The organism is Bradyrhizobium sp. USDA 3315 (genome assembly GCF_054056795.1).
Genome location: NZ_JBSRYP010000001.1, coordinates 6,940,709 through 6,963,761, shown reverse-complemented (window position 1 = coordinate 6,963,761; position 23,053 = coordinate 6,940,709). Strand labels below are relative to the sequence as shown.

The 23,053-nt window shown below is 66.2% G+C and carries 18 protein-coding genes; 11 read left to right on the top strand and 7 right to left on the bottom strand.

The annotated features are described in order from the left end of the window. The first annotated feature begins 12 nt into the window (after positions 1–12). The gene (locus ACVIYL_RS32655; RefSeq protein ID WP_456780573.1) at positions 13–795 is read left to right on the top strand and encodes a DUF502 domain-containing protein; all 783 of its coding nucleotides are present in this window, start codon (positions 13–15) and stop codon (positions 793–795) included. A gap of 247 nt (positions 796–1,042) precedes the next feature. On the opposite strand, the gene recG is transcribed toward ACVIYL_RS32655, so the two are convergent. Beyond that, positions 1,043–3,148: an ATP-dependent DNA helicase RecG gene (recG, locus tag ACVIYL_RS32650; protein ID WP_456780572.1), complete on the bottom strand. Its 2,106-nt coding sequence runs from the start codon at positions 3,146–3,148 to the stop codon at positions 1,043–1,045. Between the two features lie 244 nt (positions 3,149–3,392). On the opposite strand from recG, the gene ACVIYL_RS32645 reads away from it, so the two are divergent. Then, positions 3,393–3,683, top strand: a complete 291-nt coding sequence (locus ACVIYL_RS32645; protein ID WP_057018711.1) for an FAD assembly factor SdhE — start codon at positions 3,393–3,395, stop codon at positions 3,681–3,683. Next, entirely contained in the window at positions 3,680–7,198 is a 3,519-nt protein-coding gene (gene mfd / locus ACVIYL_RS32640; RefSeq protein ID WP_456780571.1) for a transcription-repair coupling factor, read from the top strand. The genes ACVIYL_RS32645 and mfd overlap by 4 nt, the downstream gene beginning before the upstream one ends. A 25-nt stretch (positions 7,199–7,223) precedes the next feature. Here the strand turns inward: mfd and ACVIYL_RS32635 are convergent, their stop codons facing one another. Beyond that, entirely contained in the window at positions 7,224–8,129 is a 906-nt protein-coding gene (locus tag ACVIYL_RS32635; RefSeq protein ID WP_076828905.1) for a LysR family transcriptional regulator, read from the bottom strand. Between the two features lie 190 nt (positions 8,130–8,319). Here ACVIYL_RS32635 and ACVIYL_RS32630 point away from each other — a divergent pair, with 190 nt between their 5' ends. Genes ACVIYL_RS32630 through ACVIYL_RS32610 form a run of 5 tightly spaced genes read left to right on the top strand, consistent with a single transcriptional unit; the run spans position 8,320 to position 12,767 of the window. After that, positions 8,320–9,096 (top strand): amino acid ABC transporter ATP-binding protein, encoded by a 777-nt coding sequence (locus tag ACVIYL_RS32630; protein WP_038386315.1) that lies wholly within the window; start codon positions 8,320–8,322, stop codon positions 9,094–9,096. Between the two features lie 27 nt (positions 9,097–9,123). After that, a complete protein-coding gene (locus tag ACVIYL_RS32625) occupies positions 9,124–9,918 on the top strand; it encodes an ABC transporter substrate-binding protein (RefSeq protein WP_456780570.1) in 795 nt (264 codons plus the stop codon). 8 nt (positions 9,919–9,926) lie between these two features. Then, on the top strand, positions 9,927–10,592 hold the full coding sequence (locus ACVIYL_RS32620; RefSeq protein WP_456780569.1) for an amino acid ABC transporter permease: 666 nt from the start codon (positions 9,927–9,929) through the stop codon (positions 10,590–10,592). Beyond that, positions 10,579–11,835 (top strand): M20/M25/M40 family metallo-hydrolase, encoded by a 1,257-nt coding sequence (locus ACVIYL_RS32615; protein WP_456780568.1) that lies wholly within the window; start codon positions 10,579–10,581, stop codon positions 11,833–11,835. The genes ACVIYL_RS32620 and ACVIYL_RS32615 overlap by 14 nt, the downstream gene beginning before the upstream one ends. Further along, positions 11,832–12,767: an arginase family protein gene (locus ACVIYL_RS32610; RefSeq protein ID WP_456780567.1), complete on the top strand. Its 936-nt coding sequence runs from the start codon at positions 11,832–11,834 to the stop codon at positions 12,765–12,767. Before ACVIYL_RS32615 ends, ACVIYL_RS32610 begins: the two co-directional genes overlap by 4 nt. A 53-nt stretch (positions 12,768–12,820) precedes the next feature. On the opposite strand, the gene ACVIYL_RS32605 is transcribed toward ACVIYL_RS32610, so the two are convergent. The 3 genes from ACVIYL_RS32605 to ACVIYL_RS32595 form a co-directional block, all read right to left on the bottom strand. Beyond that, the gene (locus ACVIYL_RS32605; RefSeq protein ID WP_253608650.1) at positions 12,821–14,047 is read right to left on the bottom strand and encodes a GGDEF domain-containing protein; all 1,227 of its coding nucleotides are present in this window, start codon (positions 14,045–14,047) and stop codon (positions 12,821–12,823) included. Positions 14,048–14,153: 106 nt separating this feature from the next. Next, positions 14,154–15,707, bottom strand: a complete 1,554-nt coding sequence (locus ACVIYL_RS32600; protein ID WP_456780566.1) for an AMP-binding protein — start codon at positions 15,705–15,707, stop codon at positions 14,154–14,156. Between the two features lie 28 nt (positions 15,708–15,735). Further along, positions 15,736–17,469 (bottom strand): extracellular solute-binding protein, encoded by a 1,734-nt coding sequence (locus ACVIYL_RS32595; protein WP_456781914.1) that lies wholly within the window; start codon positions 17,467–17,469, stop codon positions 15,736–15,738. 385 nt (positions 17,470–17,854) lie between these two features. On the opposite strand from ACVIYL_RS32595, the gene ACVIYL_RS32590 reads away from it, so the two are divergent. After that, positions 17,855–18,685, top strand: coding sequence for an invasion associated locus B family protein (locus ACVIYL_RS32590; protein ID WP_028340693.1), 831 nt, complete (start codon positions 17,855–17,857; stop codon positions 18,683–18,685). A 339-nt stretch (positions 18,686–19,024) separates the two neighbouring features. Next, a complete protein-coding gene (locus tag ACVIYL_RS32585; protein WP_456780565.1) occupies positions 19,025–20,299 on the top strand; it encodes an MFS transporter in 1,275 nt (424 codons plus the stop codon). Between the two features lie 47 nt (positions 20,300–20,346). Here ACVIYL_RS32585 and hspQ read toward each other — a convergent pair whose 3' ends face one another. After that, entirely contained in the window at positions 20,347–20,679 is a 333-nt protein-coding gene (gene hspQ / locus ACVIYL_RS32580; protein ID WP_021081543.1) for a heat shock protein HspQ, read from the bottom strand. A 121-nt stretch (positions 20,680–20,800) separates the two neighbouring features. Here hspQ and ACVIYL_RS32575 point away from each other — a divergent pair, with 121 nt between their 5' ends. Continuing rightward, a complete protein-coding gene (locus tag ACVIYL_RS32575) occupies positions 20,801–21,754 on the top strand; it encodes an AEC family transporter (protein ID WP_016845765.1) in 954 nt (317 codons plus the stop codon). Positions 21,755–21,824: 70 nt separating this feature from the next. Here the strand turns inward: ACVIYL_RS32575 and ACVIYL_RS32570 are convergent, their stop codons facing one another. Next, positions 21,825–23,009: a UbiH/UbiF family hydroxylase gene (locus ACVIYL_RS32570; protein WP_456780564.1), complete on the bottom strand. Its 1,185-nt coding sequence runs from the start codon at positions 23,007–23,009 to the stop codon at positions 21,825–21,827. Positions 23,010–23,053: the final 44 nt, after the last annotated feature.

The window sequence follows — 23,053 nt, the reverse complement described above, 5'->3', positions numbered from 1 at the left end:
CCTGGAACCGCAATGACCTCCAACCAAGTGCCTCCCGCCTCGACCGGTGAATTGCCCCCGGATGCCCCGCGCGGGCTGATGGCGCGGTTTCGCAACTATTTCCTGACCGGCCTCGTGGTGGCCGGACCGGTTGCGATCACCCTGTATCTGACCTGGTGGTTCGTGAACTGGGTCGACAATCTGGTCCGGCCGTTCGTGCCCACGGCCTACCGGCCGGAAACCTATCTGCCGTTCGGGCTGCCGGGTTCCGGCCTGATCGTCGCGGTCATCGCGCTGACGCTGCTCGGCTTCCTCACCGCCAATCTGATCGGGCGAACCCTGGTCGATCTCGGCGAACGGCTGCTTGGCCGCATCCCTGCGGTGCGCGCGATCTATCGTGGCCTCAAGCAGGTGTTCGAAACGCTGTTCTCCGGCAACGGCTCGAGCTTTCGCCGCGTCGGCCTCGTCGAGTTTCCCTCGCCCGGCATGTGGTCGATCGTGCTGATCTCGCAGGCGCCGAGCGCCGAACTTGCCGCTAGCCTGCCCGGAGCGGAAGAGCACATCTCGGTGTTCCTGCCGTGCGCGCCGAACCCGACCACCGGCTTCTTCTTCTACGTGCCGAAGAGCAAGATCATCGAGATCGAGATGAGCACCGAGGATGCCGCGACGCTGATCATGTCCGCCGGCGTGGTGCAGCCCGGCGCCAACGATCAGAAGCGCGCCGCGGCGCTCGCCGGCATGGCCAATGCTGCGCGCATTGCGAGCCAGGCTTCGCTGCAGCCGGCAACTCAGCCCGCGCCGGCGAAGGTGGAGTAGCGGCCGGCGCGCCTATGCGGCGTGTCTAGCTGTACCATCGCGCTATCGCACCGTCATCCTGAGGAGCGCGCTCTTGCGCGCGTCTCGAAGGATGAATCGGCCCCGCTGGTGGCCGTCGATCCTTCAAGACGCGCGGAGCCTGTCATCGGGCCGCGCTTTGCGCGGACCCGTTGGCGCTCCTCCAGCGACAAAGGCGAAGCCTTTGCGCGGGGATGACGGGACGGACGGCGGCGTGCGTCGCGCTGAATCACCCCGCGCCGATCAGCGGCACGGCTTCGTCGCGTTCGTAGAGGTAGAGCAGGACGCGCAGCGCTTCGCCGCGTTCGCCCTTCAGCTTCGGGTTGTCCTTCATGATCCGCAGCGCCTCGTCGCGGGCCTGGGTGATGAGCTGGCCGTGCACCTCGGAGCGCGCGATGCGGTAGCCGGGCAGGCCGCTCTGGCGGATGCCGAGCACGTCGCCTTCGCCGCGCAGCTTCAGATCCTCCTCGGCGATCCGGAATCCATCCGTGGTCTCGCGGATCACCTTCAGCCGCGCCTTCGATATCTCGCCGAGCGGCTCCTTGTAGAGCAGCAGACAGGTCGAGGCTTCGGAGCCGCGGCCGATGCGCCCGCGCAGTTGATGCAGCTGCGCAAGCCCGAAACGTTCGGCGTTCTCGATCACCATGATGGTCGCCGCCGGCACGTCGACGCCGACCTCGACCACCGTGGTCGCGACCAGGAGGCCGATCTCGTGCGCGGCGAATTGCGCCATCACGCGGTCCTTCTCGGTGCCCTTCATCTGGCCGTGCACGAGACCGACGCGATCGCCGAACCGCTTCTGCAGGCTCTCGAAACGTTCGGTCGCGTTGGTGAGATGCTCGGTGCCCTCGGCCTCGGATTCATCGACCAGCGGGCAGATCCAGTAGACCAGCTTGCCGGCGCCGAGCGCGCGGCCGACGCCGTCCATCACGTCCTCGATCCGGCTCATCGGCACCGCGCGGGTGTCGATCGGCTGGCGGCCGGCGGGCTTTTCGCGCAGCTCCGAGACGTCCATGTCGCCGAAATATGTCAGCACCAGCGTGCGCGGGATCGGGGTGGCGCTCAGCACCAGCACGTCGACGGCTTCGCCCTTGGACGTCAGCGCGAGGCGCTCGCGGACGCCGAAGCGATGTTGCTCGTCGACCACGGCAAGCGCCAGCGCCTTGTAGATCACGTCGTCCTGGATCAGCGCGTGGGTGCCGACCAAGAGATCGATCTCGCCGGCCTCGAGCTGTGCCAAAAGTTCGCGGCGCTCCTTGCCTTTCTCGCGGCCGGTGAGGATCGCAACCCGTAGGCCGGCGCTCTCGGCGAGCGGCGCGATGGTCTTGATGTGCTGGCGCGCCAGGATTTCGGTCGGCGCCATCAGCGCGGCCTGCTTGCCGGCTTCCGCAACCGCGGCGGCAGCCAGCAGCGCCACCACGGTCTTGCCGGAACCGACATCGCCCTGCACGAGGCGCAGCATCCGCACCGGCTGCTGCAGGTCCGCGATGATTGCCGCGACCGCCTCTTGCTGCGACCTGGTCAGCGCATAGGGCAGGGCATCGATGATCTTCCGGCGCAGATGACCATCGCCGGCGTTGCGCACACCGGCGGGGCGGCGCAGCGTGGCGCGGATCAGGGCGAGCGCGAGCTGGCCTGCCAGCAGTTCGTCGAAAGCGAGGCGCGACCAGAACGGGCCGTCGGGCAGGATGTCGGTCAGCTCGACCGGCACATGCACGCGGGTCAGCGCCTCCCTGATCGGCGGGAAGTTGCAGCGGCGCAGCACCTCGGGGCTGATCCATTCCGGCAGATCCGGCAGCCTGGTCAGCGCCTGCGCGATGGCGCGGCGGAGCGAGCCGATCGCAAGCCCCTCGGTCAGCGGATAGACCGGATCGATGCCGGACAGTTTTGCAAAGCCCGCTTCATCGACGACGCGATCGGGATGCACGATCTGCGGGATGCCGTCATACATCGCCAGCGTGCCGGAGACGTAGCGCTTCTCGCCGACCGGCAGCAGCTTCTCGACATAGCCGGGCTGGGCGCGGAAGAAGGTCAGCACGACGTCGCCGGTGTCGTCGCTGGCATAGACGAGGTAGGGCGCGCGCGAATTGCGCGGCGGCGGACGATGGCGGTCGACGGTGACCTCAAGCGTCACCATGATTCCGACCGCGGCGTCGCGGATCTTCGGCCGGGCGCGGCGGTCGATCACGCTCGCCGGCAGATGCAGCAGCAGGTCGACCAGCCGCGGCGTCTCGCTGCGGTCGAGCAGATAGCGCAGCAGCTTGTCCTGCTTCGGGCCGACCCCTTGCAGGGTCGTGACCTGGGCAAACAGCGGATTGAGCAGGGCTGGGCGCATCGACGAATCCAAGACCGTTTCACACCGTCATGCCCGGCCTTGTGCCGGGCATCCACGTCTTTTTTTGGAGCTGATGTCGGCCGGGTCCCGTCTACAAGGCTTCGACGGGCGCGCAAGCCCGGCGACGGCATGCGCCCAGGGAAACCCAAAACGCGGCGAATGAGGGCTGACATCGGCCATCGCCATGGCTATATCAGGCCCGCCCGGCACGTCCGGGCTTTTGGCGTTGGATGGATTTTGGGACATGACGGGATCGACACGATCGAGCAGCGGGCTCGATGACCGCCGCAAGCGGCTTTTGTTTCGCTGCTGGCACCGCGGCACCCGGGAGATGGACCTGATCCTCGGCCGCTTCGCCGACGCGACCATTGGCGAACTGTCCGACCACGAGCTCGGCGAGCTCGAGCATCTGATCGAGGTCCCGGATCCCGACCTCTATGCGGCGCTGACCGGCGACAAGGTGCTGCCGTCCGAATATGCCACCGCGCTGTTTGCCCGCATCAAGGCGTTCCGGGTCGCGGATCCCAGCGCATGAAACAGCCGATGAAATCACCGGCCGCGATGCTCGCGCCCGGCCGGGTGCTCACCATCGCCAACGTCGCCGAGGGCGCCGAGGGGCTCGTCATCTCGGATCTGGCGCGCGCCATCGCGGCGCAGCCGAAGCGTCCGGCGGTGAGCCTTGCCGTGGTGTGCCGCGACGGCGCGCGGATGCAGCAGCTCGCCCGCGCGCTGGAGTTCTTCGCGCCCGATATCGCCGTGATGCAGGTTCCGGCCTGGGACTGCCAGCCCTATGACCGCGTCTCGCCGCATGCCGGCATTTTGGCGCAACGCCTGACCGCTTTGGCCAAGTTGTCGCGGCTGGTCGGCAGCGACAAGCCGCTGATCGTGCTCACCACGGTAAATGCGGCCGTGCAGCGGGTGCCGGCGCGCGATCAGGTCGCAGCGCAAGCGCTGTCGGTTGCGCCAGGCAATGTGGTGCCGATGGATTCGGTCGTGGCCTGGCTCGAGCACAATGGCTACACCCGTTCGTCCACGGTGCGCGAGCCCGGCGAATATGCCGTGCGCGGCGGCATCCTCGATCTGTTTCCGGCCGGCCTCGACCAGCCGGTGCGCTTCGACTTCTTCGGCGACAGCCTGGAATCGATCCGCACCTTCGATGCCGAGACCCAGCGCACGCTGCTCGACATGCGCGGGCTCGATCTCGTGCCGGTGTCGGAATTCCAGCTCACCACCGAAACCATCCGGCGTTTCCGCATGGGCTATGTCGCCGCGTTCGGCGCGCCGGGGCGCGACGATCAGCTCTATGAAGCCGTCTCCGAGGGACGGCGTCACCCCGGCATGGAACACTGGCTGCCGCTGTTCCAGGAGCGGATGGACACGCTGTTCGATTATCTCGACGGCGCGACGGTCGCGATCGAGCCGCAGGGCGAGGACGCGGCGCGCGAACGCTTCTCGCAGATCGTTGACTACTATGACGCGCGGCGCGAGGCGCTGGAGCATCCCGGCAGCGGCGCGATCTACAAGCCGCTGCCGCCGGACCAGCTCTATCTGACCGAGGCCGAATGGACCAAGCTGCTCGGCGATGCGCCGCTGGCGCGGCTGACGCCGTTCGCGGTGCCCGAAGGCTCGCCCGACGTGTTCGACGCCGGCGCGCGGCAGGGCCGCAATTTTGCCCCCGAACGCGCCGACAGCAATGTCAACGTGTTCGAGGCCGTGGTCGGCCATGTCGGCGCGCTGCAGTCACAGCGCAAGAAGGTGGTGATCGCGTTGTGGAGCGAGGGCTCGCGCGACCGCATGGGCGCGATGCTGCGCGACCACAAGCTCTTGAACACGACCAGCGTCAACACCTGGCGGATCGTGCAGGCGACGCCGCGCAACGAGACCATGCTGGCCGTGCTCGGGATGGAATCCGGCTTCGAGACCGACGAGTTCGCCGTCATCAGCGAGCAGGACATTCTCGGCGACCGCCTGGTGCGGCCGCGCAAGGCGAGCCGCAAGCTCGACAATTTCATCTCGGAGGTGACGAGCCTTGCAACCGGCGATCTCGTGGTCCATGTCGAGCACGGCATCGGCCGCTTCGTCGGGCTGCAGACACTGGAAGTCTCCGGCGCGCCGCATGACTGTCTCGAGCTGCATTATGCCGCCGAAACAAAGCTGTTCCTGCCGGTCGAGAACATCGAGCTGCTGTCGCGCTATGGCTCCGACAGCGCCAATGTCGAGCTCGACCGTCTCGGCGGCGGCGGCTGGCAGGCACGCAAGGCCAAGCTGAAGAACCGGATCCGCGAGATCGCGGGCGAATTGATCAAGATCGCGGCCGAGCGGCAGCTGCACGAGGCGCCGAAATTCCCGCTGCAGCCGCATGTCTATGACGAGTTCTGTGCGCGCTTCCCCTATGAGGAGACCGAGGATCAGCTCGGGGCCATCACCTCGACCTTGAAGGACCTCGAGATCGGCCGTCCGATGGACCGGCTGATCTGCGGCGACGTCGGCTTCGGCAAGACCGAGGTGGCGCTGCGCGCGGCGTTCGCCGTGGCGCTGGAGGGCAGGCAGGTCGCGGTGGTGGTGCCGACCACGCTGCTGGCGCGTCAGCACTCGCGGACTTTCACCGAGCGCTTCCGCGGCTTCCCGGTCAATGTCGCGCAGGCCTCGCGGCTGGTGTCGACCAAGGAGCTCAACCAGGTCAAGAAGGGGCTCACCGACGGCAACGTCGACGTCGTCGTCGGCACCCATGCGCTGCTCGGCAAGACCATCAAGTTCAAGGACCTCGGCCTGTTGATCGTCGACGAGGAGCAGCATTTCGGCGTCAGCCACAAGGAGCGGCTGAAGCAGCTGCGCGCCCAGGTCCATGTGCTGACGCTGTCGGCAACCCCGATCCCGCGCACCCTTCAGCTTGCATTGACGGGCGTCCGCGAGCTCTCGATCATCGCCTCGCCGCCGGTCGATCGCCTCGCGGTGCGCACCTTCGTCGCGCCGCATGATCCCCTGATGATCCGCGAGGCACTGCTGCGCGAACGCTACCGTGGCGGCCAGGCGTTCTACGTCGTGCCGCGGATCGAGGACCTCGCCGGCGTCAAGGATTTCCTCGACAAGAACGTGCCGGAGATGAAGGTCGCGGTCGCCCACGGCCAGATGCCGCCGACCGTGATCGAGGACATCATGTCCGCGTTCTACGACGGCAAGTACGACATCCTGCTCTCGACCACGATCGTCGAGTCCGGTCTCGACATCCCGAACGCCAACACGCTGATCGTGCACCGCGCCGACATGTTCGGCCTCGCCCAGCTCTACCAGCTGCGCGGCCGCGTCGGCCGCTCCAAGCTGCGCGCCTATGCGCTGTTCACGCTGCCGGCACAGCAGAAGATCACGGCGCAGGCGGAGCGACGGCTCAAGGTGCTGCAATCGCTGGAGACGCTGGGGGCCGGCTTCCAGCTCGCCTCGCACGACCTCGACATCCGCGGCGCCGGCAATCTGCTCGGCGAAGAGCAATCCGGCCACATCAAGGAAGTCGGCTTCGAGCTGTACCAGTCGATGCTGGAGGAGGCGATCGTCAACCTCAAGGCCGGCGTCGCCGAGCCGGCCGCCGACCGCTGGTCGCCGCAGATCACGATCGGCATGCCGGTCCTGATCCCCGAGGACTATGTCAACGACCTCAGCGTGCGGCTGTCGCTGTATCGCCGGCTCGCCGATCTCGACACCGACGAGGACATCGACGCCTTCGCCGCCGAGATGCGCGACCGCTTCGGCGTGCTGCCGGACGAGGTGCGCTATCTGTTCAAGGTCGCGGCGATCAAGGCCTATTGCCGAAGGGCCAATGTCGGCAAGGTCGATGCCGGCCCGAAGGGCGCCGTGATCGCATTCCGCGACAACAGCTTTGCGCATCCGGAGCGGCTGGTGAGCTTCATCCGCCAGCACGGCCAGGCCGCCAAGGTGCGGCCCGACATGAAGGTGGTGTTCTTCCAGGAATGGGATACGCCGGAAGAGCGGCTCGCCGGCACCACCGAGATCCTGCGCCAGCTCGCCAACCTCGCGGAGAGCAAGAAGGCGGCTTAACACGCGGTCCGACGCAGGCCTCGGCTCAGGATCGGATCAAATAGGGCGCAACGTGGTCGTCGAGCAGTTTCAGGAATTGCTCGGCGAGAACGCTGAGTTCGCCGATCGTCGGCTTCAGGACTCCGACCTCGTAGTGGATCGCCGGCGCGAAGGGGCGGACGACGAGCTTGCTCGCTCCGCTGGTTCGCCTGAGCGTTTCGGACGCGCTGAGCGCGTCGACGAGGCAGACACCCGCGCCATCGATGACGAGGTTGAGCGCGACGGCAAAGAATTCACACTCGATCGCCGGATGAAACGGCGTACCGCTGGCTTCGAAGGCGCGAGATACCGCGGCATAGGTCGATCGGCTCTGCGAGGTGATGATCAGATCATGTCGCTCGAGAAGATCGGGAGTGACGACTTTCCGGTCAGCCAGTGCATGCGTTGCAGGCATCACGCAGTCCAGGGACATTCGGTAGCGCCGCAATACGACATTGGTGCGGTCGAACGGCGGCTCGGCGACTCCGAAGTCGAATGCACGTGCCGAGACCAGGCTCCGGACATTCTCGGAGCTTCGGGTCAGGAGCCTGATCGTTGTTGACGGGCGCTCGCGCTGGAAGCGGCTGACGACGCCCGGAAGCCAGACTATCCCAGGTCCCGGACTCGCGATCGTCAGAACGCCGCGCTTGCCTGCGGAGATTCCGGCAGCGGCGTCCTCCAGTTCGGCAAACCCGGCGAGCGCCCGGATCGCTTCATTGTGCAACAGATGCGCCTCCGGCGTAGGCACGATATGGCGGCTCTCCCGGCGAAACAGCGCAAACCCGACATCTGCCTCCAGCCGTTTCAAGGCCGCACTCACAGCCGGCTGCGATACCCCGAGTGCACGCGCGGCCTCGGTTGCCGATCGATGCTGCATAACAGCATGAAAAATCTCAACAAGACGCCGATCCATAACCAATATCTATATATCGTTTCGATGTCGCTCGTGGTATGAGCATGAAGGGAAACGCTAATAACACAAGGAATTTTCGCACATCACGCCGGCGAAATTCCAGATAATGTTACCGCAATCTGAGCGTGACGAGCATTGGCATTATATTTGCTTATGTTTCGAGATGAAGTCGTCTGGAGGGTCTGCGGGGATGAACACAAGCCACGCATCGTGCGCCGCGTCGGTCCTGGCCGCCGAAGCGGTGGTCAAACGCTTCGGCGCCCACACCGTTCTGAACGGCGTGGATCTTGCGCTGGGCACCGGGCAGTCGACCTGCATCATCGGTCCAAGCGGCTCCGGCAAGACGACCCTTCTGCGATGCATGGCGCTGCTGGAGGCTCCTTCCGACGGGCGCGTCGTGATGGAGGGGGCGACGGTCTCGCAGGCCCGGCCATCGTCCGATGTGCGGCTCGCTGCCCGCAAGGTGCGGCCGGAAATCGGAATGGTGTTCCAGCAGTTCAATCTGTGGCCGCACATGACGGTGCTGGGAAATATCATCGAGGCCCCGATGCGGGTGCGCGGGGTCAGCCGGGATGAGGCGGTCGTCACGGCCGAACGGCTGCTTCAGAAGGTCGGCATGGAGGCGAAGCGCGATGCCTATCCGGCCAGGCTGTCCGGAGGCCAGCAACAACGCGTCGCGATCGCCCGGGCGCTTGCCATGCAGCCGAAGATACTCCTGTTCGACGAGCCGACGTCGGCGCTCGACCCCGAACTTCGCCGCGAGGTGCTGCAGGTCATGCGCACGCTCGCGCTCGAAGGCATGACGATGCTCGTGGTGACGCACGAGATGGGCTTCGCCCGGCGCGTGGCGAGCCATGTCGTGTTCATGGACGAGGGGATGATCGTTGAGCACGGCACTCCGGCCGCCTTTTTCGAACGGCCGACAACCGAGCGCGCCAAGCGCTTTCTCAATCAGTTTGACGAGTGATCAATGCACGACAGGAGATTGAAGCTCATGCCGAATCTGCGCCGACTTGCCTTCGTTTGCGCGCTCTTTCTCTCGATGACGCCGGCGGCTGCCCAGCAGACGCAGTCGCTCCTCTACGAGATCACCAAGAGCGGGGTACTCAGGGTCTGCATCTGGCCGATGTACTATTCAATTTCGTTCCGCAATCCAGATAGCGGACAGCTCGAGGGGATCGACATCGATCTCTCCAAGGAGCTCGCCAAGGACATGGGCGTGAAGCTGGACTATGTGGAGACCAGCTTTGGCAGTTTCATCGCCGACCTGCAGGCCAACAAATGCGATCTCGGCATGTTCGGCGTCGGGGCGACGATGAAGCGCGCGCAGGCCGTCGCGTTCTCGGACCCGTATCTGACGAGCGGCGTCTATGCCGTCGTGCGCAAGGGCGGCCCTATCACATCCTGGGCGGATATCGACAAGCCGGGCGTCAACGCCGGCGTCTCGCTCGGCAGCTATGTCGAGAACTTCATGCGGTCCTACTTCAAGAACGCCAAGACCGTCGCGGTCGCACCTCCGGCCACGACCCAGGCTGAGCTGATGGCGCAACGCGTCGACGTCGTCATGACCGATTATCCGGCCTCGATCAAAATGAATGCCCAGTTCGACTGGACCACGACGGTGGCGCCGCCGGAAAACCTGTCCGTGACGCCTTACGCGTACGTCATGAACCAGGGCGACCAGATCTGGTTGAATTACGTGAACCTGTTCGTTCGCACCATCAAGCTCGATGGCCGGCTCAAGGCCGCCGCCGAGAAGAACAAGCTCGGACCGATCGTCGCGCCCTGAGACATCAGATGCAAAGCTACAGCTTTCGCTGGGACGTCATCCCGAACAATCTGGGTTTTCTTGCCTCCGGCATGGAAATGACCCTTTTCATTTCAATTGTCACGCTCGTGGTGGCGACCCTGTTGGGGCTCGTCATCGCGATCATGCAGATGTCCCGCTTCCGCTTCGCGCGCATCATCGCGCTTTCGGTCGGCGAAATCGTCCGCAATACGCCGATCCTCGTGCAGCTGCTATGGGTCTATTACGTGCTGCCGATCGTCTTCAATGTGAGGATCGATGCGCTGGCCGCATCGATCCTCGGTCTCTCGCTCTATTCGGCGGTGTTCATCTCCGAGGTCTTCAGGGCGGGCATCCAGACCGTTCCGGTCGGGCACCGCGAGGCGGCGCAGGTGCTCGGCCTGACGCCCGCGCAGAGCTTTGTGCGGATCGTTGGCCCGCAGGCGATTCGCAGCGTGCTGCCGCCGCTGGCCGCCAATTTCGTCCAGCTCATCAAATATTCCTCGCTTGCGTCCGTGGTGTCGGTCGGCGAGGTCACGCGGCGCGGCATGGAGTTGTCGTCGTCAACGTTCAGGCCGCTGGAAATATTCACCTTCATCGCGGGGGTGTATTTCGCGATCTGCTGGCCGCTCACCCACTCAATCCGCATATGGGAAGCGCGCCTTGCACGACGTTGATCGAGTTCGCCGCGCGGTTTCGAGCGATCGGACCAGCCAGGTCGTCGAGCTGGCGATGCGGCTGATCGGAGTGGCGTCGCCAAATCCGGACGGCGACACGCGCGCCGTCGCGGCGCTGGCGGCCGATCTCCTCAGGGCGCATGTGCCGGGCGTTGCGGTTGAGCTGCATCCGGGGACAGCCGAGATCGTCAACGTCGTCGCGCGGATCAAAGGCCATGCCCCCGGCCGCCGCATCGTGTTCAACGGCCATCTCGACACCTATCCGTTGGGCGAGCGGATGAGCTGGTCGGTCAATCCCGACGGAGAGGTCGTCGGCGGCCGCCTTTACGGCCGCGGCGCGGCTGACATGAAGGGCGGCATTGCGGCATCGATGGCCGCGATGGCCGCACTGGCCGAGCAGCGCGAGGCATGGGCGGGAGAGGTGGTGCTGACGCTCGCCGGCGACGAAGAAAGCATGGGCCCGTACGGCACCAAATACCTGCTCGACCAGGTCTCCCATGCCAGCGGCGACGCCGTGATCATTGGCGACGCCGGTTCGCCGATGGTGTTGCGCTTCGGCGAGAAGGGATTCCTCTGGATCGAGATCGAGGCGGAGGGCAGCGCGGCGCACGGCGCGCATGTCCATCTCGGCATCAATGCGATCGATCGCTTGCGCGAAGCGCTGGACAGAGTGAGTGAGCTGCGCAGCCTGGCAGTTGCGATGCCGGTCAATGTCACCGATGCCATCCGCCGCGCAAGGCCCGTCTCCGAACCGTTGTGCGGCGCCGGCGAAGCCGACGTCCTGTCGAACGTCACGGTCAACATCGGAACGGTGAGTAGCGGTTCGTCACCGAACCTGGTGCCGAGCCATGCGCGAGCGGCCATCGACCTGCGTCTGCCGGTCGGCGTGACGTCGGAAGCTGTTCTCGCGCTGTTGCGAGAGGTGCTCGATCTGCCCGGCATCACATGGCGCGTGTTGCGCTGCTTCGAACCCAATCACACCGACCCCGGTAACGAGATCGTCACGCGCTGCGCAACTGCGGCGACGGACATCATCGGCAGGGCGCCGGCGATCAACATGCGCGTCGGCGGCTCCGATGCGCGCTGGTTTCGCATGGCCGGAATCCCGACGGTCGTCTATGGACCGACACCTCACAACATGGGCGCGCCGGACGAGTACGCTGACATCGCCGAACTGGCGACGGTGTCGCGCGTGCACGCGCTGACCGCCTTCGACATGCTGACAAGAGAGAACAGAGAATGAGCGACGTGGTGGGTTTCGTGGGTCCGGAAACATTCATGGGATTGCCGGCGGGGTTACCGCGGCCGGGCAGCCGCGCTGCCGTGCTCGGCGTGCCGTTCGATTGCGGCACGCATCCGTTCCGCGTCGGCGCCCGGCAAGGTCCCCTGGAGGTCCGGCGGGAGTCGCGGCTCATTCGCCGCTATCATCCGTCGCTCGCCGACGTCGATGTGCTGTCATTGCTGGGGGCGGTCGATGCCGGCGATGTTGCCTTGGTGCCGGGACGCATTGAAGACGCCTTTGTCAAGATCGAGGCTGCCGCTGGCCAGATTCTCGAGCTTGGCGCGGTGCCGGTCGGGATCGGCGGCGACGGTTCGGTTTCGCTTCCGCTGATGCGCGCCGCCGCCCGGTATCACAAGGATCTCGTCGCATTGCATATCGACAGCCATACCGATGCATATCCGTATACGCCGGACGATCGGTACAATGCGGCCACGCAGTTCACCAACGCGGCGCAGGAGGGCGTGGTGAACGCCGGCCGATCCTGGCACATCGGCGTGCGCGGATTCACCTATTGCCCGGGTGTGCTCGAACATACGCGGTCGCTCGGATTTCGCGTCGTCACGATCGAGGAGCTGATGCGGCGTGGTTTCGCGCAGACCGTCGCGGAATTCAGCCAGGTCGTCGGCGCGCGGCCGGTCTATCTGTGCTGGGACATGGATGTGTTCGATCCATCGGTTGCTCCCGGCGTCTGCACGCCCGCCTGGGGAGGCCTGTCGGCCCGCGAGGGGATCGAATTGCTGCGCAGCCTTTCAGGCTTGAATATCGTCGCGATGGATTTCAACACGGTCAGCCCGCCACAGGACGTTCAGGGGATGGCCGCCCAGCTCTGCGCCCATATGATCATGGAGGCTCTCGTGCTGCTTGCCGCGGGCATGGGGCTGTTGCCGGACTGAAATCGCGGCGGCTTGATAGGTCACCCTGACTGTGCCCTAAAAATCCGCGGGCCTTACGACGCAGCGCGCTCCGGCGTTCCGAACAGGCGGCCGAGCAGCGACAGTGCGGAATCGCCCGGCATCAGCGTTGCGACGCTGACGGCGGGCTCGGAGCGGGCATCGCGGCGGCCGTTCTGGGTGTGGCGCATCACACTCGCCAGACGCCGCGTGATCGCTTGTGCGTTGCGCAGGTCGGTGCCGGCGAATGCCACGACCAGCGAGCGGTCGTCATGCACCGCGCCGAAATCGGCCCGGCGCATCAGCCGGCTGATGATCCGTGCGCCGTCGAACTGCGCGCGCGGCTGCGTGTTGTCGAAGGTGAAGCGTGCCACCGAGAGCGCGCCGCCGCGCTCGGCGGTCTGGTAGACCGCGGTCGCGAAGTCGCGCTCGAACGCGGCCTTGGTGAGCAGGCCGGTGCGGGCATCGATCAGGCCCTTGGCGTCGATCGCCTTCAGCATGCGGCCGAGCCGCGCCTCGAAGGCGTGCTGGCGGATCATCGGCAGCGCCATGTCGGCGATGCGGGTCGGCCCGGCCGTGACGATCTCGAGATTGGGCAGCTCGTATCGCGGCGTCAGCTCGCCCGAGGCGACGATCACCGGCAACGGGCGGAAGCGGACATCCTCGGTCAGCACGGTCAGGAACGCATCCATCACCCGCGGCGTGAAGCCTTCCGCCAGCACGATGCCGTCGATGTCGCGGCTCGAGAGATGCTTGGCGGCGGCCTCGATGCTCAGTGCGCCGACCACGCCGGCGCGTTCGCCGAGCGCGACCGACAGCGTCGGGTAGGCGCCGCCGCGGCCGATCAACAGCGCGGTGGCCTCTCCGATCGGATCGATGTCAGACAGGGCGATCGGTGCCGGCGGCACCAGGCGGCGCATCACGGTAGAATGCAGCGCGCGAACGCGTAAGGACGCGTTGAGCCGGGCGACCAGCCGATCCGGCAGACCCTTGCTCTGGAAGAATGCGATCACGGTGTCGGGCAGGGTGGTCGCGGGATCGACCGCGATCAGCGGCAGATACGGCGCACGGGCGGCGGCGCGCTTGGCGAGGCCCGACAGGGTGACGAAGTCGACCCCCTCGGCGGCCGCGATGATCGCGGCCGGCTTGACCTGCTCGATGGCCCGTCCGACCTCGTTCCAGTCGGTGACCACGACCGGGAAGAGTTTCGTCTCATCGAGGGCTGCGGCAAACGACGGCTTTGTCGACGCCGATACGATGAGGACCGGACCTTGTTGGGACATTCGAACGCTCGAAACCAATGCTTAAGATCAGCAACGGCTGCGATGCTAGTTCGCATGGCTTAATGCGGCGTCAACACAATGATAAGACTAACACAATGATAAGATTTTAACTCAACCCGGCGCCACCACGGTCGCGAAATGCCTCGACCATCAAGGGGTTAAGCCCAAGTTCTGTGAGGGCGTCGCGGGCGCGCGCATTGTCCTGTGCCCGTCCGGCGAGCCGGTGGCCGCTGAGACGGTCCGGCAATGCGGTGAGCAGCGCGCCCTGGCCGAGGCGCCGCGACCACTCCTGCAGCTCCTGGGCGAGGAAGCGGTAGCCGCCGACCGTCATCACCCCCGACGGCGGCGCGGTGATGTTGACGGCCCCGGTCGCGCGATCGACCCGCGCGGCATATTCGGTGTCGACGAAATCGCGCGGCGGCGGCGCGATCAGGCTGTCGCCGGGCGGAGGCGGCGGCGCATAGGCGGCGACCGGCACCATCGGGCCGCGCAGGCCGAGCGTGCCCTTCGGCGTCAGCAGGATCTCGCCGGCGACCGATGCGCCGGGCGCTTCGCGCGGCGCACTGTGCGGCCCCGGCTTGATCACGGCCGGCGATCCGTCCTCGGCGGTGCGGCGGGCGCCGAACAGCCCGGCCTCGCCGAACAGATAGACGTCGGTCATGGTCACCCGCCGCGAGCTCCAGTGCGCGCTGGAGGCAACTTGCTCGGGCGTACGCCAGAGGCCGATCACGGTGCGCAGGCTGGGCAGGCGCTCCGACAGGCCGCGCTCGTCGAGCCGCAGCGCGAGCTGCGCCGGCGCGATCAGCGTATTGCAGGTGTGATCGTTGAACTGGGTCTCGAACGCGTCCTCGTCGAAGGGGTGGTGCAACACCAGCGTTCCGCCCGACAGGAGCCAGGTCACCAGCGACGCGCAGATGCCGGCGAACGACATCGGCGCGAACGCCGACATGATGGTGGCGCCTGGCGGCAGATCGCTCTCCAGCGACATCGCGAGCCCGCCGGCGATCAGGCCAAAATGCGCCCGCGGCACCGGACGAAGACCTTCGCTGGTGACGTCGAAGGAGATCAGCGCCGGCTTGCGGCCGTCCTGGATCATCGGGCGCGAGGCCCGGGAGTCCTCCAGGATCGCCTGGTCGAGCGACGCCATGCCTTCGGGCAGATCGGTGCCGAACCCGCAGACATGGCGGATCGAGAAGGCTTCTGCCGCGGCGTTCATCGCGATGTCGGCGTAGGAGACGCCATCGATCTTGCCGCAGCTGACGATCGCTCGCGCCGCGGTGCGGTTGAGCACAGACGTCAGCTCGGCCTGCCGCCACAGCAGCGGCAGCGGCACCACCACGAGGCCGACCCGATGCGCGGCAAGGACGGTCAGGGCGAATTCGACCGTGCCGGGCAGCTGCACGGCGATCACCGTGTTGGCCGGCAATCCGCTCTGCACGAAGTGGGCGGCGATCGCCGAGATCGCGCGGTCGGCCTGGGCATAGGTCAGGCGCTTGCGGGTCTGTCCGGTGATGCGCTGCTTGTTGAGCGGGTCGACCAGCGCCAGCGCCTCGGGTTGCCGCGACAAAGTGCGCTTGAACAGGGTATCGAGCGTTGGCGAGGTGATCGACTGGTTCACGGGTTCAACGTCGGTTGCATCGCTTCGCTCGGACCAGGTCATGCCGCGTCGGGTCGTATCACTCGGCAAATCATCTGGATTGCGTGCCGGGCTTCTGCCACCAGGTCTCCGGCAGGTAGCCCGTCAACGCCGTGGTCGAAGGCCGTTCTATCCGATTCCAGCGCGCGATCCATTGCTCTCCCAAGTTAAATAGGGGGATAGCGTAGAAGCCCGACATCAGGGCCCGGTCCAGCGCCCGCACCGCCGAGACGAAAGCCGGCCGCTCGCGTGCCGCGAGCAGCGCCGCAATCATGGCGTCGATGGCGGGATCCTTGGCGCCCATGTAATTCCTTGTGCCCGGCACATCGGCGGCCTGGCTGCTCCAGTAGAACCACTGCTCGTTGCCCGGCGACAGCGACTGGTCCCAGCGGATGGGGATCATGTCGAAGTCATAGCCGACCCGGCGCTGCTCGAACTGCACCGCGTCGACCACCCGCACCGCGGCTTCGATGCCGGCCCGCTTCAGGTCACGCTGATAGGCGAGGGCGATCCGCTCATGCTCGCGCGTCGTCACCAGGATCTCGATGCGCAGCGGCGTCCCTGTCGAGCGCTGCTTCAAGACTGTGCCGTCGAGCGCGTAGCCCGCCTCGGCGAGCAGCGCGAGCGCACTGCGCAGGAGGCCGCGGTCGCGCCCCGACCCGTCGGTGACCGGCAGTCGATAGCGGCCGTCGAGGATATCGGGCTGGATGTGCGACAGGTATGGCTTGAGCAGCTCGCGCTCGCGATCGTCGGCGGGGCGGCCATAGGCGGACAGATCCGATCCGGCGAAGAAACCGCCGGCCCGCGAAAACAGTCCGAAATAATAGTTGCGGTTGACCCATTCGAAATCGAACAGCATCGCCAGTGCCTGACGCACCCGCAGGTCGGCGAATTTCGGCCGCCGGCTGTTGAAAACCAGGAATTCGGACGGCCGCGGCGTGCCGATCTTGATGGTGTCGCGGATCACCTCGCCGTTGCGCGCCGCCGGGAAGTCATAGCCGTCGTGCCAGCGCAACGGCTCGGTCTCGGTCCGGAAATCATACAGGCCGCGCTTGAAGGCCTCGAACATGCCGTTGGCCTCGCGGTAGTAATCGAGCCTGATCTCGTCGAAGTTCCAGAGGCCGCGGTTGATGGGCAGATCGCGGCCCCAATAATTGGGATCGCGCGTGAAGGTGACGCTGGCGCCGGGCTTGACCGCCGTCACACCGTAGGGTCCGGACCCGATCGGCGGGGCCAACGTGGTTTCCTCGAATTTTTCGGGGTCGATGGCGTGCCGCGGCAGGATCGGCATCAGGCCGAGGATCAGCGGCAATTCGCGATCCGCCACGCCGCCGAAATCGAACCGGACCGTGAGCGGGTCGAGCGCCTCGGCCTTTGCGACTTTCGAATAATACTGACGGTGCATCGGACGGCCGTGGTCGCGCAGCAGCGCCAGCGAGAACAGCACGTCGTCGGCGAGTACCGGCCGTCCATCCGAGAAGCGGGCGCGGGGATCGATGTGGAACGTCACGTAGCTTCTGGCGTCGTCGGTCTCGACGCTGCGCGCGAGCAGGCCGTACAGCGTGAACGGCTCGTTGTTGCCCCGCGCCATCAGGCTTTCGTAGACATAACCGCGCTCATAGCCGTAGCCCCTGACCTGCTGCACGGGGACGCCCCTGATGATCAGGGGATTGAGGCTGTCGAAGGTGCCGATCACGCCCTGGATCAGGCGGCCGCCCTTGGGAGCGTCGGGATTGGCATAGGGCAGGTGGGTAAAGTCGGACGGCAGCGCGGGGGCACCATGCATCGCGATCGCGTGGCTCTCGGCGGCCGCCGCAGGGACCAGCCCGCTCGTCAGGAATGCCAAGCCCAGGAATCCCAACACCAACCAAATGGCGGCCCATGCGGCGCGCCAAGTGTGCCCGGGAACACGTGCGTGAGGCGCCGGATTTGATTCGCGAAACGTCACGTCCAGAGGTTTATCACAGGCCGCTGAAACTCGCCGCGAGATGGGCGCAAATCCGCTTGTCGGCATTGATCTTTCCGCGCGCCGCTGTATTGAAGGCGTGCAATTCGAAGGCGGGAACGCCTGTCACGTATCCGCCTCAATTGACTAGGAGACAGCCGCCCAAACGGCTATGTGTCGGCGCCTGCAGCGGTTTCGGGCTTCCGTTCAGAAAGGGTTTTCCGCAATGAATTTCCGTATCTTGGCCGCCCCGGTCCGGCCGCATGGGCGAATTGTTGCCCTGATGGCGGCGACGGCATTCTCTGCAGCGCTCCTGGTTCCTGCCGCTCGGGCCCAGCAGCCGGCAGCGCCGGCGCCTGCGGCACCGAAGGCTGCGCCCAAGGCGGCACCCAAGGCAGCTCCGAAGGCTCCGGCAGCCCAGGCGCCCGCCCAAGCACCGGCCGCCGGCCAGCCGCCCGCTGCGGCCGCCCAGCCGCCGGCGCAGGATCAGCAGATCCAGCTGATCTACGCCCCCTGGACCAAGTTCTGCCTGAAGGGCCAGGAAGCCAACGCCAAGCAGGTCTGCTTCACCGGCAAGGACGGCCGCATCGAGTCCGGCCAGCCGGTGATCGCCGCCGTGATCATCGAGCCGGAAGGCGAGCCGAAGAAGATCCTGCGCGTCACGCTGCCGCTCGGCATGCAGCTCGTGCACGGCACCCGCATCATCGTCGACGGCAACCCGCCGCAGCAGGCGCCCTATGTGATCTGCTTCCAGAACGGCTGCATGTCCGACTATGAAGCAACGCCCGAGCTGATCGCCAACATGAAGAAGGGCCAGAACCTCGTGGTCCAGGCGATCAATTCCAACGGCGCGCCGCTGACGCTGCCGCTGCCGCTCAACACCGAATTCGCCAAGGCCTATGACGGCCCGCCGACCGATCCGAAGGTGTTCGAGGAAAACTCGAAGAAGCTGCAGGAAGAGTTGCAGAAGCGCGCCGAAGAGCAGCGCAAGAAGCTGGAAGGCGCGGGCGGTGGCTCTGCGCAGGCTCCGGCGCCGGCCAACCCGGCGGCCAAGTAAGCACTTCAATCACGCGTTCAAGAAAACGCGAGATCATCGCGATCAAAAGGCGCCCGGAAGGGCGCCTTTTTTGTCATGCGAAACAGACTGGCTGCTGGCAGCCTGCTGCGCTGGTGATCGCGCAGATCGTGTGCGATGGTCGCCGCAGGGTGCTGCGATTGCGTCGCGCGATGAGCGCGCATCGTTGGTGCCTTGTCCGGACCAGTCCGGCGTCGAAGCACAATCATAAATCCGAGACGGGAGGCCAGACGAAAGCGCGAACAGCGCCTTCGGTGCGCAAATCTGCGCGTGGTTCTTCCGCGAATCCTGGCCGCCGTTCGCAGTCATGGAAGTCGCGCAATGTCCCAGCAAGTCAGCACGCAGCGGCGGGAACCGCGCTCCCGGCCTCGGGAGCAGCCGACCGGCGGTGCTTCGGTCGATGCTGGCGTTCGCGTCAGCCAGGACAACGTCCCCGGAACGTTTCATCCCGGCATCGTCCATCTCGCGCTGGCGATGGGCGGCTTTGCGATCGGCATCGCCGAATTCGCGACCATGAGCCTGTTGCCGTTCTTCGCCCACGACATGCACATCAGCGAGCCCCAGGCCGGCCATGCGATCAGCGCCTACGCGCTCGGCGTCGTCGTCGGTGCGCCGGTCATCGCGGTGTTGTCGGCGCGCATGACGCGGCGGACGCTGCTGATCGCGCTGATGGGTTTCTTCGCGCTGATGAACGGCCTTTCGGGGCTCGCACCCGATTATCACACCATGCTGGCGCTGCGCTTCCTGGCGGGGCTGCCGCACGGCGCCTATTTCGGCATCGCCATGCTGGTCGCGGCCTCGCTGGTCCCTACAGACAAGCGCACGGCGGCTGTCGGCCGAGTGCTGCTGGGGCTCACCATCGCGACCACGATCGGCGTTCCGCTCGCCAACGGGGTCGGGCAGGCGATCGGCTGGCGCTGGGCCTTCGCGATCGTCGCCGGCCTCGCGCTCTTGACCGCGGTCCTGGTCCTGATCTTCGCCCCGCGTGATGCCGCCAACAGCAAGGCGAGCCCGCTGCGTGAACTGTCGGCACTCGGGCGCAAGCATGTCTGGCTGACGCTGGCGATCGGCGCCATCGGTTTCGGCGGGCTGTTCTCGGTCTACACCTATCTGGCCTCGACCATGCTGGCGGTGACCCACACCTCGGCCGCGCTGGTGCCGGTCACGCTGTGCGTGTTCGGCGCCGGCCTTACCGCCGGCAACATCATCGTGCCGCGCTTCGCCGACCGCGCGCTGATGGCAACCGCGGGCAGGCTCCTGCTGTGGTCGGCGGCGACGCTCGCGCTCTATCCGCTGGCGGCCGGAAATTTCTGGACGCTGACCGCCGACGTGTTCCTGATCGGGCTGGGCGGGGCGCTCGCCACCGTGTTGCAGACCCGGCTGATGGACGTCGCGGGCGAGGCGCAGAGCCTCGCCGCCGCGCTCAACCACTCCGCCTTCAACGTCGCCAATGCGCTGGGTCCGTGGCTCGGCGGAATGGCGGTTGCAGCCGGCTATGGCTGGACGTCGACCGGCCTCGTCGGCGCGGGGCTGGCGCTGGCGGGCTTTGCCGTCTGGGCAATCGCGGTTGTCTTGGCCAAGCGCGAGGGGGTGTGAGCGTGGCAGCGCGAACGCCGTGGCATTCGCCGGAGCGCCGCCGGACCTCAGTTCAGCGACGGATTGCGCGGACGGTAGCCGCCCGATTTGTCCTTGATGAAGATCTCCGCCACCTGCGAATGCCGGATCGGCTCGCCGGACTCGTCGGGCAAGAGGTTCTGCTCCGAGACATAGGCGACGTACTCGGTCTCCGAGTTTTCTGCGAGCAAATGGTAGAACGGCTGGTCCTTGTGGGGCCGCATGTCCTCGGGGATCGACAGCCACCATTCCTCGGTGTTGTTGAACTCCGGGTCGATATCAAAGATCACGCCCCGGAAGGAGAACACCCGGTGACGGACGATCTGCCCGATCTGAAACTTGGCGGTGCGCGCTTTGATCATGGCTCGTCGATAGACCAACATTGTGGCCGATGCTAGGGGCTAAGGTCCGAATTAACCCGCGCTTTACCGATTCCAGCCCTGCAAAAACGACCCGAAATCCGGCCGAGAAACTACTTTCAGAATGATCGATATCCTCAATCTGGCGTTGCCGTATTTCGGCTTGATCTTCATCGGTTACGCGTGCGGCAAGGCCAAGGGTTTGCCCGAGAGCGGGCTCGCCTGGATGAATTTCTTCCTGCTTTACGTTTCGTTGCCGGCGCTGCTGTTCGGGATCATGTCCAAGACGCCGTTTGCGGAGCTGAACAACCCGCCATTCCTGATCGCCACCACGCTCGGAACCGTGCTCGCATTCTTCCTGGCGATGGTCGCGGGCAAGGTGATCGGCGGGCTCACGCTGCGCGAGGCGACGCTGGCCGGCCTGTCGGGCGCCTATGGCAATATCGGCTATATGGGGCCTGGCCTCGCGCTCGCCGTGCTCGGTGCCAAGGCGGCGGCGCCGACCGCGCTGATCTTCTGCTGCGACAGCATCTTCCTGTTCTCGATCGTGCCGCTGCTGATCGAGCTCACCGACCGCGACCATCCCTCGCTGCTGCACGCACTCGGCGTGGTGCTGCGGCAGATCGTGCAGAACCCGCTGATCATGTCGGCGGTGTTCGGGGCGCTGGTCGCCGCGTTTCACATCCCGATCCCGGTCGCGCTCGATCGCACCATCCAGTTCCTGGAAAACGCCGCCGCGCCGACGGCGCTGTTCGTGCTCGGCATCACGGTGGCCCTGCGGCCGTTCGAGCGGGTGCCGTGGGAGGTCCCGGGCGTGGTCGCGATCAAGCTCTTGATCCATCCGCTGCTGGCGTTCGGCCTGATGCTGCTGTTCGGCCCGTTCGCGCAGCCTTGGGCCGCGACAGCGGTGCTGATGGCTTCGCTGCCGCCGGCGCTCAACGTGTTCGTGATCGCGCGGCAGAACGACACCTGGATCGAGCCGGCGTCGGTCGCGGTGCTGATCGGCACCTTCGCCTCGGTTGTCACGCTGACCAGCGTGATGTGGTTCATCCAGAGCGGACGGCTGGTGTTTCCCTGATCGGCGCGCTTCTTATTTGACGCGATTTCTTAACGCGAACCGGTACCCACTTCGCTCGAAAACGCTTTGCTCACCGCCGCCACGATGGCGCGAGGCCTTCGCGCATCGCGAGGCGCCGCAACGGGCCGAATGCGCCGAGCAGATGCAGGCCGGCAGCACGCGCCGTCTGCATGCCGAGGAAATCGCTCAGCAGCGACCGGTTGGCGATGTCGATCGCCCAGGTCCGGCTGGCGACATCGGGGCGCCGCGCCGCCTGGTAGCGCGACAGCACATTGGGCGCGCCGGGATCTTCACCACGACCGATCGCCTGCCCCGTGATCTCGGCGATATCAGCGGCATCGCGCAGTCCCATATTGAGGCCCTGCGCGCCGATCGGCGGCAGCACATGGGCGGATTCCCCGACCAGCGCGATCCGGTCCTTGGCGAATTGCCGCGGCCGTTCGATCGCCAGCGGAAACACGTGACGGCCGCCCTGGACCTCGACGCGGCCGAGGATCGAATGCGATTGTCGCTCGGCGGCGACGGACAATTCGTCGTCCCCGAGTGCCATCAGCCGTTCGGCCTCCTTGGGCGCCGAGACCCAGACCACGCTGCTTCTGACGCCGCTGAGCGGCACGAACACGCAGGGGCCGTGCTCGGTGTGGAACTCGGTCGAGATGTTGTGGTGCGGCCGGGTGTGGGTGACGTTGAAGGTGAGGGCGGACTGCCCGAGCTCGCGGCTTGTCACCTCGATGCCGGCGGCCTCGCGGGACAATGAATGGCGCCCGTCGGCACCGACCACGAGCCGGGCGTGAAGCGACTGGCCCTGCCGCGTCACCACAGTGACCGCGGCATCGTCCGGCCGCACCGAGGCGGCTTCATCGTCGAACCGCGTCAGCGCGGACATTTCGCCGGCGCGGTCCTCGAGCGCCGCGACCAGCGAGCGGTTGTCGATGTTGAAGCCGAATTGCTCGCGGCCGATCTCGTCGGACGAGAAGCGCACCTCGGGCGCACGGATCAGGCGGCCGGTGTCGTCGACGAGGCGCATGGTCTTGAGCGACGCCGCTCGGTCGCTGCAGCGCCGCCAGACGTCGAGCCGATCCAGGATATCGGTCGAGGCACCGAGCAGCGCGGTGGTCCTGTTGTCGGCATAGGGCGCGCGGCGCGCCAGCAGCGCAGTCCGCGCACCTGCGTCGGCAAGGGCAATCGCAGCCGTTAATCCGGCCGGACCGCCGCCTATTACGATAACGTCATAATCCAGCGAGCTGTCGGTCATATCAGGACATTTGACATGCTTGGCCCGATTTTCAAGCCATCGGT